The organism is Accumulibacter sp. (assembly GCF_023806625.1).
Taxonomy (GTDB): Bacteria; Pseudomonadota; Gammaproteobacteria; order Burkholderiales; family Rhodocyclaceae; genus Accumulibacter.
The window spans coordinates 1-16,639 of sequence record NZ_JAMTDX010000074.1; the positions used below are offsets into that span (position 1 = coordinate 1).

A 16,639-nucleotide genomic window follows, 5' to 3' on the forward strand; every position below is an offset into this window, starting at 1 on the left:
CTCGGCCAGAGCGCGTGATCAGGTTTGCTGAACATTGTGGCTAATCATGTCGACGTAAATCTCGAACCAGCCAACAGGGTTGTTCATTTCCTTTTCCCTTCTCTACGGAGACGTGTGAGGCCCCGTGGTGCAGGAGGGCGGGGGCACGGGGCACCCGACTGATTCCCTTCCCCTGCCGTTTCCCCGACGCGAGAGCGTCCCACCCGGGAGGCCGCTGCTTGCGGAACTCGCCGGAGATCGTCGAAACTCGGGGACCGTCGGCGTCCGACCCCCATTTCCCCAGCTCGCGCGAACGGATGGGCTTCCGTCATGGCTTCGGCCAGATCACCAGTTGCGTACAGCGAAACAGCGCCAGTCGCCGGCCGTCGCCACTGGAGACTTCCGCGTCCCAGACCTGGGTCATTCGCCCAATGTGCGCGGCTGTCGCGGTGCACAACAGAAGGCCATCGGTGACCGTACCGAGGAAATTGGTCTTCAGTTCGATCGTCGTGAAGGCGTCAGTCCCGACGGGCAGATGGGCAATCGTCGCATAGCCGGCACTCGTGTCGGCGAGCGCGACCACCGTCGCCGCGTGCAGGAAACCGTTCGGCGCGATCATCTCGGGACGAACCAGCAGGCTGGCCTGCAGCTTTCCGGATTGGACGCTGAGCACCTCGATACCGAACCAGCCCGGCAGATGGCCGACAGCCCGCGCGTTGAGCGAGGCGACGCTGATCTCGGGACGCAAACGCAAGGGGCTCATTTCAATCGCCGGCCACCTCTCGGCCGATGACCAGTCGCTGGATGTCATTGGCACCCTCATAGATCTGGCAGACGCGAACGTCTCGATAGATCCGCTCGACCGGGAAATCGCTCACGTAGCCGTAGCCTCCGAGAATCTGGATCGCATCCGAGCAGACCTTCTCGGCCATTTCCGAGGCGAACATCTTGGCCATTGACGCTTCCTTTAGGCATGGCCGGCCAGCGTCCTTGTAGGTCGCCGCTCGCCAGACCATCAGGCGCGCGGCGTCGATCTGGGTGGCCATGTCGGCGAGCCGGAAACTCACCGCCTGATGCTCGATGATCGGCTTGCCGAAGGTCTCGCGTTCCCGGGCGTACTGGACTGCTGCTTCGAAGGCGGCACGGGCCATGCCGACCGACTGGGCGGCGATGCCGATCCGACCGGCCTCGAGGTTCGACAGTGCGATTCGGTAACCGTCGCCTTCACTGCCGAGCAGGCAGGAGCGCGGTATGCGGCAGTTCTCGAAGACGATCTGCGCGGTGTCCGAGGCGCGTTGGCCCATCTTCTCCTCGATGCGCGCGACGACGTAGCCCGGCGTGTCGGTCGGCACGAGAAAACAGGAAATCCCCCTCTTGCCAGCCGACTTGTCGGTCACCGCGAAGACGATCGCCACCTGAGCGTGCTTGCCGGTGGTGATGAACTGCTTGACGCCATTGAGTATGAAGTCGTCGCCTTGGCGGTCCGCGCGCGTGCTGATCGCCGCTGCATCTGAACCCGTGTGCGGCTCGGTCAGGCAGAAGCAGCCGAGCATCTCGCCACGTGCCAGCGGTTTGAGCCAGGTTTCCTTCTGCTCGTCGGATCCGTATCTCAGGGTGATGCCACAGGCGAGCGAGTTCTGGACGCTGACGATCGTCGAAGTGGCGCCGTCTCCAGCGGCGATTTCCTCGAGCACGAGCACCAGAGACATATAGTCCATGCCTGCGCCACCCCATTGCTCGGGAACGACCATGCCCAGCGCACCGAGTTCACCGAGTTCGCGCAGCGCCTCGGCCGGAAAGATGTGGTGACGATCCCACTCGGCGGCAAAGGGCGCCAGACGCTCCTGGGCGAAATCGCGCAGCGAGTCGCGGATCATTTCCTGTTCCTGGCTCAGGATCATGCTGTCTTCTCCTTGGTGTGCACGCCAGACGCGAGGCGCGCGCCGGCTTGATTGGTGATGACGACGCCGGCAATGACCAGCGCGCCGCCGGCAAGGACCGGGAGGCCCAGCCGTTCGTCGAGCAGCAATGCCCCGAGCAGGACTGCGCTGACCGGAACCAGGTTGATGAACACGGCCGCGCGCGTGGCACCGATTCGCTGCACGGCTTCCGCGTACCACGTGAACGCCAGCGCCGCGCCAAAAAGGCCAAGAAAGCCGATCGATGTCCAGCTGCGCCACGTCGTCCCGCCGAGCGCAAACAGCGACCCCTCCCAGGACGCGGTTGCCGTGAGCATCATCCAGCCGGTGAGACTGGCGCCGAAGGTCATCGCCAGCGGCGACAGCGAGCGTGTACCGCGCCGCCCGATGAAAGTATAAACCGCCCAGAGCACGCTGCAACCAATGATCAGCCATTCGCCGAGACCCACCTCCCCGGCGAACAGGAGCGTGGGGTCACCGTGGGTGACAACCATCAGGCAACCGAAGGTCGCGATGACCATGCCCGAGGCCTTGACCGGCGTCATCGGAGCGCCAAACATCAACCAGTCGCTGGCCGCCACGAGAGCCGGCGTCAGCGCGACGACGAGCGCACCACGCCCGGCCTCGATGAAACGCAGGCCATTGAGAAAGCAGAGGTTGTAGAGAAAGATGCCGGTCAAGCCGAGGGCCGTCACCAGCAGCCAGTCCGGCCGCGACCAGCGCGGCCAGCCCTCGCGCCGGACGACCAGCGCGCCGAGGACGAGGCCAGCAAGGAGGAAGCGCCAGCTGGCCACGGCCAGCGGAGGAGCCTCGCTGACCGCGACGCGACCGGCAATCCACGTCGCCCCCCAAACCACGGCCGTGGCGGCGAGCTTGCCATAAGTGGCCAGCGACCCCGGAACCGGCTCGCGCAAGCGCTTCACGAGCGAGGTCAGCGGGGCAGCGCGGCCAGGGCGGCGCGGTAGTTGGGCAGCAGGTCGTCGACACAGCGCACCGTGAAACCGAGGTCGCGCATCAGGCCATCCCTGAGACCGTAGATCCAGCCGTGCACGGTCAGCGGCTGGCGACGCTGCCAGGCATCCTGAACGACGAAGGTCTGGCAGACGTTGGCCACCTGCTCCAGGACGTTCAGTTCGCAGAGTCGGTCGTGGCGGCGTTCGGCCGGCAGCGAATCGACGATCGCCAGATGCTTCTCGTGAACGTCGCGCACGTGGCGCAGCCAGATATCGACGAGCCCGGCACGGTCACGATTCAGCGCGGCCTTGACGCCGCCGCAGCCGTAGTGGCCGACGACCATGATGTGGCGTACCTTCAGCACGTCGACGGCAAACTGGACAACCGACAGGCAGTTGAGATCGGTATGGGCCACGAGATTGGCCACGTTGCGATGAACGAACAGTTCGCCAGGCAGGAGTCCGACGATCTCGTTGGCCGGCACCCGTGAGTCGGAACAGCCGATCCACAGGTACTGCGGCGTCTGCAGTTGCGAGAGCTTGAGGAAGTAGCCAGGGTCGATCTGCTGCATCCGGGTGGACCAGGCCCGGTTGAAGTCGAACAGATGGAAAAGGTTCTCGTTGGCCACGACTTCCTCTGACCAGTTCTCGAGATCGAGCGCAAGGAACATCGTCCCTTCGAGCGGGGTCTGGTAGTACGCAGGGGTTTCCTTGAAGCCCATCTCGCGATACAGCTTGACCGCGACGCGCATGGCTGGCAGCGTGTCGAGGAGCAGCTTCTGGTAACCGATCTCCCTGGCCGCCCTGATCGCCGCGAGGATCAACTCGTGACCCACTCCCGAACTGCGCTCGCCTGGCTCGACGTACAGGCGCTTCATTTCGCAGAGGCCACCGGACAATGGACGGATGCCGACGCAGCCCGCCGGACGACCCTCACGCTCGGCGTAGAACAGGCGGCCGGCCGGCGCCGAGTATGCGCCCGGCAGCGAACGCATTTCCTCGTCGAAGCCCTGAAAGCATAAATCCACGCCGAGCCAGGCGGCGTAGTTGCGGAAGAACTGGCGGACCTGCTCGATTTCGGCGGTGTCCTCTGGGGTCAGAATGCGCAGGGTGGTAGTCATCGGTCGTGGGGTTCAGGTTGGGAACGGAGAGCCAGTGCGCAGGCAGCGTCGCCCTGCAGCGGTGAGCGTCTGGCGGCCCGAACTGCGCTACGGATGATGCCCTACAACGTCTCGGCGAACAACTCACGGCCGATCAGCATGCGGCGGATCTCGGAGGTTCCCGCACCGATCTCGTAGAGTTTGGCGTCACGCCAGAGGCGGCCGGCCGGGTATTCGTTGATGTAGCCGTTGCCACCAAGAGCCTGGATAGCCTCACCAGCCATCCACGTCGCCTTCTCGGCAGCGTAGAGGATTGCTCCTGCGGCATCCTTGCGCGTCGTCTCGCCTCGATCACAGGCTTGGCCGACGGCATAGACGTAGGCCCTGCAGACATTGAAGGTCGTATACATGTCCGCGACCTTTCCCTGCATCAGCTGGAACTCGCCGATCGCCTGCCCAAACTGCCGGCGATCGTGGATGTACGGCAGCACGAGATCCATCACCGCAGCCATGATGCCCAGCGGACCGCCAGCGAGTACCGCGCGCTCGTAGTCGAGCCCGCTCATCAGCACGCGGACCCCGCCATTGACCTGACCGAGGACGTTCTCTGCAGGGATCTCACAGTCGTCAAAGAACAGGGGATAGGTGTTCGACCCGCGCATACCCAGCTTGTCGAGCTTGCTGCCGCAGGAAAAGCCTTTCATCCCCTTCTCTACGAGGAAGGCAGTGATTCCCAGGGGTCCGGCGTGCGGAGCGGTCTTCGCGTAGACAACCAGCGTATCCGCGTCACCGCCGTTGGTGATCCACATCTTGCTGCCGTTGAGGACGAAGCCGTCGGCGGACCGATCGGCGCGCAGCTTCATGCTCACCACGTCGGACCCAGCGTTGGCCTCGGACATGGCCAGTGCCCCGACGTGCTCGCCCGAGATCAGCTGGGGCAGGTACTTCGCCTTCTGGGCAGACGTGCCATTGCGCCTGATCTGGTTGACGCACAGATTCGAGTGCGCTCCGTAGGACAGCGCGACGCTGGCCGAAGCACGGGATATCTCTTCCATGGCGACGATGTGCGCGAGATAGCCGAGCCCGCTGCCCCCATACTCTTCCTCGACCGTGATTCCGAGCAGCCCCATCGACCCCAGTTTCGGCCAGAGATCGACGGGAAAGACGTTCTCGGAGTCGATTCGCGCGGCCCGCGGAGCGATTTCAGCGGCAGCAAACGCGCGGACGCTGGCGCGTAGCAGGTCTATCGTTTCGCCGTGGGCGAAACCAAGGCTGGGGTATTCCATGTCGCTTGCTCCTTGAATGGTCGGAGGTTGTGTACAAGTCTGCTGCGCGGCCCATCCGTGGCATTGCGGACTCGCTCACTTCTCGCCTGTCTGTCGAAAACGTCTCGTCGTTCGCTCGCTCACGCCTGGCACCTCGGCCTGCTCCCCACGATTTCTTCACAACTTCTCAGCCCGGACGGGCCTGTTCCTTCTTCCCGTGCACGGCGATGATCGTCTGTTGCAACAGCGCACAGAGATTTCTCCTCCCGTGGTGCACCGCAAAGACGTCCGCGCGCGTGACGATCAACGTCCGGCCATAACGCACGACCGAACCCTCAGCGATCAGCAGTTGTCCTTCGGCTGGGGCCACGAGATTGAGCTTGTATTCGACGGTCAACACCCCGGTGTCCTGTCCCGTGAGCGTACTCGCCGCATAGCCGGCGGCCGAATCGGCGATCATGCCGACCACTCCGCCATGGATGTAGCCGTGCTGCTGGGTGATTTCGGGCCGGTAGGGAAGATGGATTTCAGTATAGCCTGGCTCGATCACCGGCATCCTAGCGCCGATCAGGAGCATTGCCTGTTGCCGGGCAAAGCTGCTGCGGACGCGTTCGGCGAAGTCGGGGTCCTGAATGCGGTGCATCGAAACGAGGCGTGGGCACGGATCACATGTACAATGGTCTGTCCTCTCGAGGCCGCCGGCAGCCAGCCCCAGCCGGCAAGTTTATCGGCTTCCCTGGCTTTTACAAACTGTCCACGGCGCGATGCTTCCGGATTACCCCTTTGCCCGTCCCCCAGCCAGCGGAGAAACCTTCGAGGTCGCTCCCGGCATCCTGTGGCTGCGCATGCCCCTGCCTTTTGCGCTGGACCACATCAATCTCTGGCTACTCGCCGACGGCGACGGCTGGGCGATCGTCGACACAGGGTTCGCGCTGCCAGCCGTACAGGAATGCTGGCGGCAGGTTCTCGATCGGCTGACCGCAAGACCTCGGGGCGCAACGATCACACGGATCCTCGTCACGCATTTCCATCCGGACCATCTCGGCCTGGCCGCATGGCTCCAGGACCAGACGGGTGCGCCGCTATGCATGACGCTCGGCGAATACCTGACCGGGCACGCGGTGTGGCACGAGGTCGGTGGTCATGGCAACGATCCGATGCTCCGCCAGTTTCGTGCCCACGGACTGGACGAGGAGCGCTGCGCGGCACTCGATCGCCGTCGCGGAGGATACAACCGGGGAGTGCCGAGCATTCCCACGAACTACCTGCGAATCTTCCAGGGGGACCGATTGCCGATCGGCAAGCATCACTGGCAGGTACGCGTCGGTTACGGGCACTCGCCAGAACACGCGGCGTTGTACTGTGAGGAACTCGGCGTGCTGATCTCCGGCGACATGCTGCTGCCAAAGATCTCGACGAACATCAGCGTGTTCGCGGTGACACCGCTGGCCGACTCGCTCGCCGACTACCTCGCGTCGATTGACAGCTATCGCCGACTGCCGGCCGGAACCTTGGTCCTGCCATCGCATGGCTTGCCGTTCCACGGTATCGAGGCGCGCGTCGACGCCCTCCACGCCCACCATGAGGAACGCCTGCGACTGCTCGAGGACGAATGCTCGGCACCACGCTGCGCTGCCGACCTGTTGCTGACACTGTTCCCGAGGGACCTCGATGCGCACCAGACGATGTTCGCCATGGGCGAGGCAATCGCTCACCTGAATCGGCTCGAACGGGCTGGACGTCTGCAGCGCAGCGTCAACGGGAACGGGTTGATCCGCTTCGTGAGAGCTCCCGACCCGACGTCACGGCTGGTCGGGCGGGCAGATGCCCGATGACCGCTCAGGTCAGGAAGAGGGATTTGCCGCGACCGTCACCGTCTGATCGGGCGACCCGACCCGATCGGGGTGGATCACATCGCCTTTGGGGCAGCCGAACAGGCACGGAACGGGACCGCCGCACAGATGGTCTCCCTGTCGTGCTTGCCGGTGCGCTCTGCCCGGCTCCGGCCAACGCTGCCCGACCGGGACTCACCGGCGTCACGCCGGATGGCTGGGGCCCCGCTCAGGGGCTTCGTCCAGCGCTCTCCGAGTGCAGATGCACCCAGTCGACAATGTCGTCGATCGGAGTGTAGCCCGAGACAACTTCCCGTAGCATGTCGCGCGTCAGGGCAAGGTCGCCGGCTCTCAGGGCGGCCGCCAGGGCAGCAAGCTTCTGCTCGAGCAGGGGCCAGTGAAGGAAGTGCTCATGGGCCTTCATGATCCGGGGATGGCCGGTCGGCCGCGGGTCGTCGCCGATGAGCAGTTCCTCGTACAGCTTCTCGCCGGGACGCAACCCGGTGACCTTGATCTCGATATCCCCATCCGGATCGTCCTCATCCCTTACCGTGAGGCCGGAAAGTTCGATCATCCGCCGCGCCAGGTCGATGATCTTCACGGGCTCCCCCATGTCGAGGACGAAAACGTCGCCACCCTTGGACATGGCGCCAGCCTGGATCACCAGCTGGGCCGCTTCGGGAATGGTCATGAAGTACCGGGTAACCTCCGGGTGGGTCAGCGTGATCGGTCCACCATCCCGGATTTGCTGCCTGAACTTGGGAAAGACCGAGCCCGACGAGCCGAGCACGTTGCCAAAGCGGACCATCGTGAACCGGGGTACGGGTGACATAGCCGCCAGCGCTTGGAGAACCATCTCGGCCAGTCGCTTGCTGGCCCCCATGATGTTCGTCGGCCGCACGGCCTTGTCGGTACTGACCAGCACGAAATCGGCAACCCGTTGCTCGGCGGCTGCCTTGGCGACGGCGAGGGTCCCGAGGACGTTGTTCTTGATTCCCTCTGCTGGATTGTGCTCGACCAGAGGCACATGCTTGTACGCTGCCGCATGATAAACCGTGTCCGGTCGCCAGGCGATCATGATCTCCCGCATCCTCTGCTCATCCTGGACCGAGCCCAGCAGCGGCACCACGTCGATCTCTGCACACTCGAAACGCGTCTTCAGTTCCTGGTGAATTTCGTAGAGGGCAAATTCGCTCTGCTCCACGAGCAACAGCACTGACGGCCCGGCCTGGAGAATCTGCCGGCAGAGTTCGCTGCCGATCGACCCACCGGCACCGGTGACGAGAACCACCTTGCCGAATATGTTCCTGGCCAGCAGATCGCGGGCGGGCGCAACCGGTTCCCGACCGAGAAGATCGTCGATGTCCAGTTCGCGGAGATCGGAAATGCTGATGTTTCCCTGCGCCAGGTCGGTGACACTGGGGAGCGTGCGCACCGAGACATGCGCATCGCGCATCTCCTCGAGGATCTCATTGCGGCGCCGGCGACTGACGGACGGCAGGGCCAGCAGCACGCTCACATGCAGCGTGGACGCCAAATCCGCGAGATCGGCCGGGCTGTAGACCGGCAGCCCGTTGAGTATCTGGCCGTGCAATTGCGGATCATCGTCGAGAAAGCCCACCACACGCATTTCGTGGCTGTTGGCCAGCGCCGCGGCGAGTTGCCGGCCCGCGGCACCCGCTCCATAGATCAGCACCTTTGGCAACGTTCCGAGCATCAGGTGACTCTGATAAAGACCTCCAAGCCACAATCGAGCAAGGGCACGGGACGCTCCGACCATCAGCAGCAGCAGCATCGGCTGAATCAGTCCAACAGTCCGCGGCACTCCGGCAACGCCTATCGCCGTGAACACCGCCGCGTACGCCAGCGCATACAGGCCTGTGGCCTTGGTGACGGTCATCAGGGCTGGCCAGCCCGAGTATCGAAAGATGGCCCGGTAGAGTCCGCAAGCCATGAAGACGGGCAGTGCCACGGCGGCGGAGCTGATCGCTGCCCAGAGCGTGGGGCCGGTCAGGGAGACGAACTCTCCCAGCCGCAGATAGAGGGCCAGCCAGACCGTCAGGATGCACAGACTGCCATCCACGGCCAGCACCACCAGCCGTTTGGCCAGCCGGGGCATGCCGAGGACTCGCTGCACAGGATCAATCCTCGACATTCACCCCTCGTCGAGCAGTGGCGCAGGGGGACTCTGATGACCCTGACGAAGCTGAGGCACCGACCCTGCGAGCGAAGGCTCGAGGGCATCGCGTGACGGCGGACACCGCTGGTCAGGCATCGCCCCGGGCGCAACCGATTCCGGAAGCCGTTCGTGCCGTTCAGCATGCAGTCCGTCCAGGTCTTGAACACCGGCCGACTCGAGAAGCTGGGCGGGAAGCCAGGGCCGCGGACACCCCGTCTGATCGAGAATGGCTGGCCGCACGCTCGGGCAACGCGGCCCAGGATCGCTGATCGCCAGCGGGCGAACGAAAGGGCCCGATTTGGCCAGTTTCTGTCGCCGACCCTGGTACTCCTGCGCCGCTCGTGGACAAGAACCCTGCCACTTGCGCCAGATGACCAGCGGGCCGCGGTCCCGGAGCCGCTTCAGCCCTCGCCAACGCCAATCAGCTGGACGGCGAGCCACCGGGCGATGCCAATCGCCAAGCTCCGGCGTCTTCGCGCGGCGGAGCAGGGCAGGGGTGGCCAGCATCGCCCGCCCCCTGGGCAGGCATCCTGCCACGCACTCGGTCGTCGCTACTCGAAGGGAGCTTGCCAGCCCACCATCCGCGGCGTCCAAGCCGTCAGCGCCGGCAATGGCTGTACCGCACCAGACGAGAGACATGGCCACCGACCCATCGAGGAGTCTACTTGACGCGTTGCAACCGAGGTCGCCCCGGCGGGGGCGCCGGCGGTTCCGGATCCGTCTTTGGTTGATCAATGCTTCCGGAGGATCTGTCGATACCCTCTTGGGACGCTTCGACCTCGGCGTCGAAGGCCATGCCGGCTCCGTTCTCGCGAGCGTAGATGGCCACTACCGTGCCGATTGGAATCACGATTTCCCGGGCAACGCCACCGAAACGGGCGAGAAAGCTGATCCGCTCGTTGCCTAGATTCAGTTGGCCGGTCGCCTCGTAGCCCACATTGAGGACGATCTGACCGTCCCGAACATGTTCCCTGGGCACGACCGTACGCGCGTCTACTGCAACGGTCAGGTAAGGGGTGAAGCCGTTATCGCAGCACCATTGGTGTATGGCGCGAACCAGGTACGGTTTGGTCGAAGGAAGGTCCAACTCTCGTGCCCGTCAAGATGGTCAAGTGGCCGTTCAGCCCGGCAATTCCGGGTGTTCGACGCCGCGGTTACTTGCGCATGGCCTTTTCCGAGGGGGTCAACGCATCGATGAAACCCTGACGGCTGAAGATTCGTTCGCCGTACTTCATGAGCGGCGCTGCCGCCCTCGGAAGTTCGATCCCATAGTGGTCGAGACGCCAGAGCAGCGGTGCGATGGCCACGTCGAGCATCGAGAAGTCTTCGCCGAGCATGTGTTTCTGCTTGACGAAAACCGGGGCCATCTCGGTCAAGCGGTCGCGAATCTGCTGCCGGGATCGGTCAGCAGCCTTGCTGTTCTTTTCGAGCGCGTCGATGTACGAGAAGACCTCCCGTTCCATGGTGATCAGGAGCTGTCGCGCGCGGGCGCGCATGATCGGATCAGCCGGCATCAGTTGCGGATGCGGGAAGCGTTCGTCGATGTACTCGTTGATGATGTTCGGTTCGTAGAGGATCAAATCTCTTTCCACAAGCACCGGCACCCGCCCATAAGGGTTGATCATGGCGATATCCTCGGGCTTGGCGAAAAGGTCGACGTCGATCACCTGGAAGTCCATTCCCTTCTCGTAGAGCACGATTCGGCAACGGTGGCTGAATGGGCAGGTAATCCCCGAATACAGATTCATCATCTTGAACACCCTTCAGAAAAACGAATCGGCATCGCCGCGGCTCCAGGCGCCTGCCACGCCCTCGCCGGCGATGCCGCGGCCTGACACAGATCTCCTGTGCGGCCTACTTGACGTCCTTCCAGTACGCCTTCTTCAGTGCGTAAGCGAAGCCAAACAGCACCACGAGGTAGGCCAGCACCCACACCCCCAGTTGCTTCCGGAACCCTGCGTGGGGTTCCGCGAGCCAGACCAGGAACCCGACCAGCTCGGCGACCGTCCTGTCGAACTCGGCTGGCGATTGGCTACCCGGAACGGCCAGCTCGAGCTTGTGATCCTTGTTCATCACCTGGGTCCCCTGGAGTTGCCAAAGGACGTGCGGCATGCCCACGTTCTCGAAGATCAGGTTGTTCCAGCCTGTCGGACGTTTGGGATCAGCGTAGAACGATCGCAGGTAGGTATAGAGCCAGTCGGCCCCACTGCCATCGGCAGAAGCCCTCGCTCGCGCAACCAGCGTGAGATCCGGAGGGGCGGCACCAAACCAGAGCTTCTGCTCGTCGGGTCGTGCAGCGACACGCATCGGCTCACCGATCTTGTCGGCGGTGAACATCAGATTGTCCCTGACCTGCTGTTCGCTGAGGCCGAGGTCGGTCAACCGGTTGTAGCGAGCGAAACTCGCTCCGTGACAGTTGAGGCAGTAGTTTACGAACGTCTTCGCGCCGCTTTGCAGCGCAGCCTGGTCACCCTGGAGGTCAGGCGCCTTGTCGAGGTGTAGCGCGGCACCGCTCGCCAGGGCGATCGTCGGAGCAAGAAGCAATGCCGTTAGCAGTCTTTTCATTTTGTGCTTTCCTTTACATCGTCACGCGATCAGGTTCCGGCTTGTACTTGTCGATCTTCGACCACCAGGGCATGGTCAGGAAGAACAGGAAATAGTACAGCGTCAGCAACTGAGCGACAGGCGCGCCCGGGATGACTCCGAAGAACGCGTACGACGGTGGCTGCGTGCCAAGGAAGCCGAGCAGGACGAAAGCGATGACGAACAGCGTGAGCAGCGTCTTGAAGATCGGCCCGCGATAGCGGATCGACTTCACCGGACTGCGATCGAGCCACGGCAGGAATGCGAGGATGACGACGCCTCCACCCATCAGCACGACACCCCAGAACTTCGCGTCGATTCCGAACAAAGGCCAGACCATCGCACGCAGCAGGGAGTAGTAAGGCGTGAAGTACCATACCGGAGCGATGTGCGGCGGCGTTTTCAGCGGATCTGCAGGCAGGAAGTTGTTGTACTCGAGGAAGTACCCGCCGCCCTCGGGAGCGAAGAAGACGACGATCGAAAAGACCATCAGGAAGACGACGACTCCGACGATGTCCTTGACCGAGTAGTATGGATGAAAGGGAATCCCGTCCAGCGGATTGCCGTGAACGTCCTTCTTCTTCTTGATCTCGACGCCATCCGGATTGTTCGAGCCGACTTCGTGCAGGGCAAGGATGTGCGCTGCGATGAGGCCGAGGAGCACCAGCGGAACGGCGATGACGTGGAAGGAGAAGAAGCGGTTGAGCGTCGCATCGCCAACCACGAAATCGCCACGGATCCACACCGAAAGCGGCTCACCAATCAGCGGAATCGCCGAAAACAGGTTGACGATCACCTGCGCGCCCCAGAAGGACATCTGACCCCACGGCAGTAGATAGCCCATGAAGGCCTCGGCCATCAGGCAGAGGAAGAGCAGCGTGCCGAAGATCCAGATCAGTTCGCGCGGCTGACGATACGAACCGTAGAGCAGACCACGGAACATGTGCAGATAGACGACGATGAAGAAAGCCGACGCCCCAGTCGAATGCATGTAGCGGATCAGCCAGCCCCAGGGCACGTCGCGCATTATGTACTCGACGCTGGCGAAGGCCACCGGAATCCCGTTGGCGTTGAGCGAAGCGTCCGGCTTGTAATGCATGACCAGGAAGATGCCGGTGACGATCTGGATGACCAGCACGAGCATGGCCAGCGAGCCGAAGAAGTACCAGAAGTTGAAGTTTTTCGGGGCGTAATACTCGGACAGATGGCCTCGCCAGAGGGAGGTCGCCGGAAAACGCGCGTCGAACCACTCGAGCAGGTTGCCCTGCAGCGAACCGTCCGACTTGTACTTCTCGAAATTCGTGTTCGATGCCATCGCTCAAGCCCCCTTCTTGTCTTCGCCGATGAGCAGGCGCTTGTCAGACAGATACATGTGCCTGGGCACCTCGAGATTGTCAGGAGCTGGCTTGTTCTTGAACACGCGGCCGGCGAAGTCGAACGTCGAGCCGTGACACGGGCACAGGAAACCTCCCAGCCAGCTGGCGTCCATGCCTTCTTCGACTCCCCTCTTGAACTTGGCCGTGGGCGAACAGCCGAGATGCGTACAGATGCCGACGACGACCATGTACTCCGGCTTGATCGAACGCACCTCGTTCTGGCAGTAATCGGGCTGCATGCGCTTTGCGGACTTCGGATCGGCGACCGATTCATCGAGTTTCGGCAGCGTCTCGAGCATCTGCGGACTGCGATTGATGATCCACACGGGCTTTCCGCGCCACTCGACGGTCATCATCTGGCCGGCTTCCAGGCTACCGATATCGACTTCGACCGGCGCTCCCGCCGCCTTCGCCCGCTCGGATGGCAGCATGCTGGAGACGAAAGGTACGAGCGCAGTTATCGCTCCCACCCCGCCGACCGCAGCGGTGGCAACTACCAGTCGCCGCCGTCCACAGTCCACTCTTGACTCATTGCTCATGGCGCTGATCCCTACGACGTAGAAAAGTTGGTGCGAACTAAACTATCGCATTGTACTCCAAAGCAGTTTCGGATTGCATCGGAGGTCGCTGCAGAGCAGTCATCCGGCGAGCTGCCGACGTTCGCGTAGCGCCTGTGCAAGGGTTCCGGAATCAACAAATTCGAGTTCACCGCCAACTGGGACACCCCGCGCAATGCGCGAGACGCTGAGGCCACGGTTGCGGAGCATTTCGGAGAGGGCATGGGCGGTGGCCTCCCCCTCGTTGGTGAAGTTCGTGGCGATGATCACTTCCCGGACGATGCCGTCAGCGGCGCGTGCGAGCAGCCGCTGCAGGTGCAGCTCCGCGGGCCCGACACCGTCGAGTGGTGAGACGCGTCCCATCAGGACGTAGTACAGCCCGGAATAGGCGTGGGTCTGTTCGAGCATATTCATGTCGACCGGTGTCTCGACGACGCAGAGCAAGCCCGCATCGCGTCTGGTTGACAGACAGCGCTCGCAGATCTCGGACTCGGTGAACGTGTTGCAGCGACGGCAGTGACGCAGGGCAAGCAATGCCTGCCCGAGTGCATCGGCCAGTCGTTGCGCACCGGCGCGATCGTGCTGCATCAGATGGTAAGCAATCCGCTGGGCTGACTTCGGCCCGACGCCGGGCAGGCAACGCAAAGCCTCGATCAGCGACTCGAGACTCGAGGGCGTGCTCATCCGAACGGCATCTTCAGTCCGGGCGGCAGGTTCAGTCCGGCAGAAAAGCCCGCCATACGCTGCTGCGAGGCTTCCTCGGCGCGCCGCATGGCGTCGTTCAGGGCGGCGGCGACCAGATCTTCGAGCATCTCCCGATCGTCCATCACCGACGGATCGATGGTCACCCGGCGCACGTCGTGCGCGCAGGTCATCACGACCTTGACCATTCCCGCCCCCGACTGCCCCTCGACTTCGAGTTGCGCAAGCTGTTCCTGCGCCTTCCGGATATTCTCCTGCATTTGCTGAGCCTGCTTCATCAGGCCGGCGATTCCGCCCTTCATCATGTCCTTTGCCTCGACTTGAACTAAACGGGTTTGATGGAAGATTCGATCAGCGTGGCGTCGAACATCTCGATGACCTCACGGACGAAGCTGTCCTGCTCGACGACGGCGAAGGCTCGCTCGGTTCGCTCGCGCCGATCGCGCTCGGCCATCACCGCAGGCGTGTCGCCGGCGACTTCGTCGACCTCGATCGACAGTTGCACCGGACTTCCCAGGAGTTCGACGAGGGCCTGCTGCAGTCTGTCCGGACCGGGCTTCATCAGCAGGTACCTGTGCTTCGGCGGAAGGCGCAGCACGATCCGTCCGTCTGTGCGATTGCGCAACTCGCAGTGCTGCGCGAGCTCGCGGGCAATCCCGCCGACCTTGAGTCCGGCGAGAAGCTCGTGCCACGGGCGAGGTTCCGGCCCCACACCCGCGGGTCGCGCGATCGTCTGCGCCGATTTCTCTACCACCGGCACAAGCTCACCGGACGTCGCGGTCCTCTGCGCACGGACAGCCGAGCCTTTGCCGGCGTCAGCGGCTCCCGCGGGCACTCCGGACGCGACCGGCAGCCTGCCTCCCACGCTGCCTCCATCGGGTGGCCGCGTCGGCGGGAGTCGATCATCGCCACAAGGCACGAAAGCATGCAGGCGGAGGAGCGTCATCACGAAGCCGGCGTGTTCGTCGGGCGCGAGAGTCAACTCCTGGCGCCCCTGCACGACGATCTGATAGGCCAGTTGGACGAACTCCGGCTCGATCCTCGCCGCCAGCGCCAACAGTCGGTCACGCTCGGGCAGGTCGCCGGCAACGGCCTGTGGGGCGAACTGGGCGATCTGGAGACGGGTCAGAAGCGAAGCCATCTCCTGCAGCGCGGCCTCGAAGGACAGGCTGCGCGCGGCCAAGTCCTCGGCAACCGCGAGAAGGGCATTTGCGTCGGCATCGAGCAGCGCTTCGAGAATCGAGAAGACATGGTCTGCATCGACCGCGCCGAGCATCTCCCTGACCGGAGCGAGCTCGACGCTGCCCGAGCCGTGGGCAATCGCCTGATCGAGCAGCGACAGCGCGTCGCGCATGCTGCCGGCCGCAGAACGGGCAAGCAGTTGCAGGGCGCCCGGGTCTGCCCGGATCGTCTCGGCTTCGAGAATCTGCGCGAGGTGACGGGCAATCAGCGCCTGGGGCATCTGCTTGAGATTGAACTGCAGACAGCGAGAAAGGACGGTCACCGGGATCTTCTGCGGATCGGTCGTCGCGAGGATGAACTTCACGTGCTCCGGAGGTTCCTCGAGCGTCTTGAGCATCGCATTGAAAGCCGAGGTGGAGAGCATGTGCACTTCGTCGATCACATAGACCTTGAAGCGGCCCCGGGTTGGCGCATAGACTGCGTTCTCCAGGAGTTGTCGCATCTCGTCGACGCGCGTGTTGGTTGCCGCATCGACCTCGAGCAGGTCGACGAAGCGTCCGGAATCGATTTCCCGGCAAGCCGAGCAGACGCCACAAGGTGTTGCGCTGATGCCCGTCTCGCAATTGACGGCCTTGGCCAGGATTCGCGCCAGTGTCGTCTTGCCGACCCCGCGCGTGCCCGTGAATAGATAGGCATGATGCAGACGCTGCTCGGTCAGCGCATGGGTCAATGCCCGCACCACGTGTTCCTGTCCCACCAGGCTGGCAAAGGTTCTCGGGCGCCACTTGCGCGCCAGAACTTGATAGCTCATGCGCGGATTCTAGCAGATCGCGCGAGCGGCCCGGCCCTGTGCCACCACCGGGGAGTGTCGAGGCGCCACCGAGTGGCCTTGGCCGGCTTCCGGGAACGGCAGAACCCGTACCACGCCAGTCGAGCGAAGGGAAGTGGCGAGCCTTGCCCCCGGCACTCACATCAGACGGCTGTGGCTGCTTCCTTCCGGACCTGACCAGGT

At 63.5% G+C, this 16,639-nt stretch carries 16 protein-coding genes and 1 other RNA gene; 1 reads left to right on the top strand and 16 read right to left on the bottom strand.

The features are described from left to right. Positions 1–307 precede the first annotated feature (307 nt). The 6 genes from NFW05_RS12710 to NFW05_RS12735 form a co-directional block, all read right to left on the bottom strand. Positions 308–742, bottom strand: coding sequence for a PaaI family thioesterase (locus NFW05_RS12710; protein WP_295307358.1), 435 nt, complete (start codon positions 740–742; stop codon positions 308–310). Position 743: 1 nt separating this feature from the next. Then, positions 744–1,880, bottom strand: a complete 1,137-nt coding sequence (locus tag NFW05_RS12715) for an acyl-CoA dehydrogenase (protein WP_295307361.1) — start codon at positions 1,878–1,880, stop codon at positions 744–746. Continuing rightward, complete coding sequence (locus NFW05_RS12720) at positions 1,877–2,821, bottom strand: DMT family transporter (protein ID WP_295307364.1); 945 nt, start codon at positions 2,819–2,821, stop codon at positions 1,877–1,879. The genes NFW05_RS12715 and NFW05_RS12720 overlap by 4 nt, the downstream gene beginning before the upstream one ends. An 8-nt stretch (positions 2,822–2,829) precedes the next feature. Continuing rightward, the gene (can, locus tag NFW05_RS12725; RefSeq protein WP_295307367.1) at positions 2,830–3,972 is read right to left on the bottom strand and encodes a carbonate dehydratase; all 1,143 of its coding nucleotides are present in this window, start codon (positions 3,970–3,972) and stop codon (positions 2,830–2,832) included. A 101-nt stretch (positions 3,973–4,073) separates the two neighbouring features. Then, entirely contained in the window at positions 4,074–5,237 is a 1,164-nt protein-coding gene (locus NFW05_RS12730) for an isovaleryl-CoA dehydrogenase (RefSeq protein WP_295307370.1), read from the bottom strand. 166 nt (positions 5,238–5,403) lie between these two features. Further along, a complete protein-coding gene (locus NFW05_RS12735; protein ID WP_295307373.1) occupies positions 5,404–5,859 on the bottom strand; it encodes a PaaI family thioesterase in 456 nt (151 codons plus the stop codon). Positions 5,860–5,980: 121 nt separating this feature from the next. On the opposite strand from NFW05_RS12735, the gene NFW05_RS12740 reads away from it, so the two are divergent. Beyond that, on the top strand, positions 5,981–7,051 hold the full coding sequence (locus tag NFW05_RS12740; protein ID WP_295307375.1) for an MBL fold metallo-hydrolase: 1,071 nt from the start codon (positions 5,981–5,983) through the stop codon (positions 7,049–7,051). Between the two features lie 226 nt (positions 7,052–7,277). Here NFW05_RS12740 and NFW05_RS12745 read toward each other — a convergent pair whose 3' ends face one another. The 10 genes from NFW05_RS12745 to ffs form a co-directional block, all read right to left on the bottom strand. Continuing rightward, positions 7,278–9,203 (bottom strand): nucleoside-diphosphate sugar epimerase/dehydratase, encoded by a 1,926-nt coding sequence (locus NFW05_RS12745; RefSeq protein WP_295307377.1) that lies wholly within the window; start codon positions 9,201–9,203, stop codon positions 7,278–7,280. Positions 9,204–9,888: 685 nt separating this feature from the next. Continuing rightward, on the bottom strand, positions 9,889–10,314 hold the full coding sequence (locus NFW05_RS12750; RefSeq protein ID WP_295307381.1) for a ClpXP protease specificity-enhancing factor: 426 nt from the start codon (positions 10,312–10,314) through the stop codon (positions 9,889–9,891). 67 nt (positions 10,315–10,381) lie between these two features. Beyond that, a complete protein-coding gene (locus tag NFW05_RS12755) occupies positions 10,382–10,978 on the bottom strand; it encodes a glutathione S-transferase N-terminal domain-containing protein (RefSeq protein WP_295307383.1) in 597 nt (198 codons plus the stop codon). Positions 10,979–11,081: 103 nt separating this feature from the next. Further along, positions 11,082–11,792, bottom strand: a complete 711-nt coding sequence (locus tag NFW05_RS12760) for a cytochrome c1 (RefSeq protein WP_295307386.1) — start codon at positions 11,790–11,792, stop codon at positions 11,082–11,084. A gap of 13 nt (positions 11,793–11,805) precedes the next feature. Beyond that, positions 11,806–13,125: a cytochrome bc complex cytochrome b subunit gene (locus NFW05_RS12765; protein WP_295307390.1), complete on the bottom strand. Its 1,320-nt coding sequence runs from the start codon at positions 13,123–13,125 to the stop codon at positions 11,806–11,808. A gap of 3 nt (positions 13,126–13,128) precedes the next feature. Further along, positions 13,129–13,725 carry a ubiquinol-cytochrome c reductase iron-sulfur subunit gene (gene petA, locus NFW05_RS12770; protein ID WP_295307393.1) on the bottom strand — a complete coding sequence of 199 codons (597 nt, stop codon included), beginning with the start codon at positions 13,723–13,725 and terminating at the stop codon, positions 13,129–13,131. Between the two features lie 99 nt (positions 13,726–13,824). Further along, positions 13,825–14,427, bottom strand: coding sequence for a recombination mediator RecR (gene recR / locus NFW05_RS12775; protein ID WP_295307396.1), 603 nt, complete (start codon positions 14,425–14,427; stop codon positions 13,825–13,827). Next, entirely contained in the window at positions 14,424–14,750 is a 327-nt protein-coding gene (locus tag NFW05_RS12780) for a YbaB/EbfC family nucleoid-associated protein (protein ID WP_295307399.1), read from the bottom strand. Before NFW05_RS12780 ends, recR begins: the two co-directional genes overlap by 4 nt. A gap of 20 nt (positions 14,751–14,770) precedes the next feature. Further along, the gene (gene dnaX / locus NFW05_RS12785; protein WP_295307401.1) at positions 14,771–16,438 is read right to left on the bottom strand and encodes a DNA polymerase III subunit gamma/tau; all 1,668 of its coding nucleotides are present in this window, start codon (positions 16,436–16,438) and stop codon (positions 14,771–14,773) included. A 132-nt stretch (positions 16,439–16,570) separates the two neighbouring features. After that, positions 16,571–16,639: signal recognition particle sRNA small type (gene ffs / locus NFW05_RS12790), an RNA gene on the bottom strand; the annotation flags it as partial.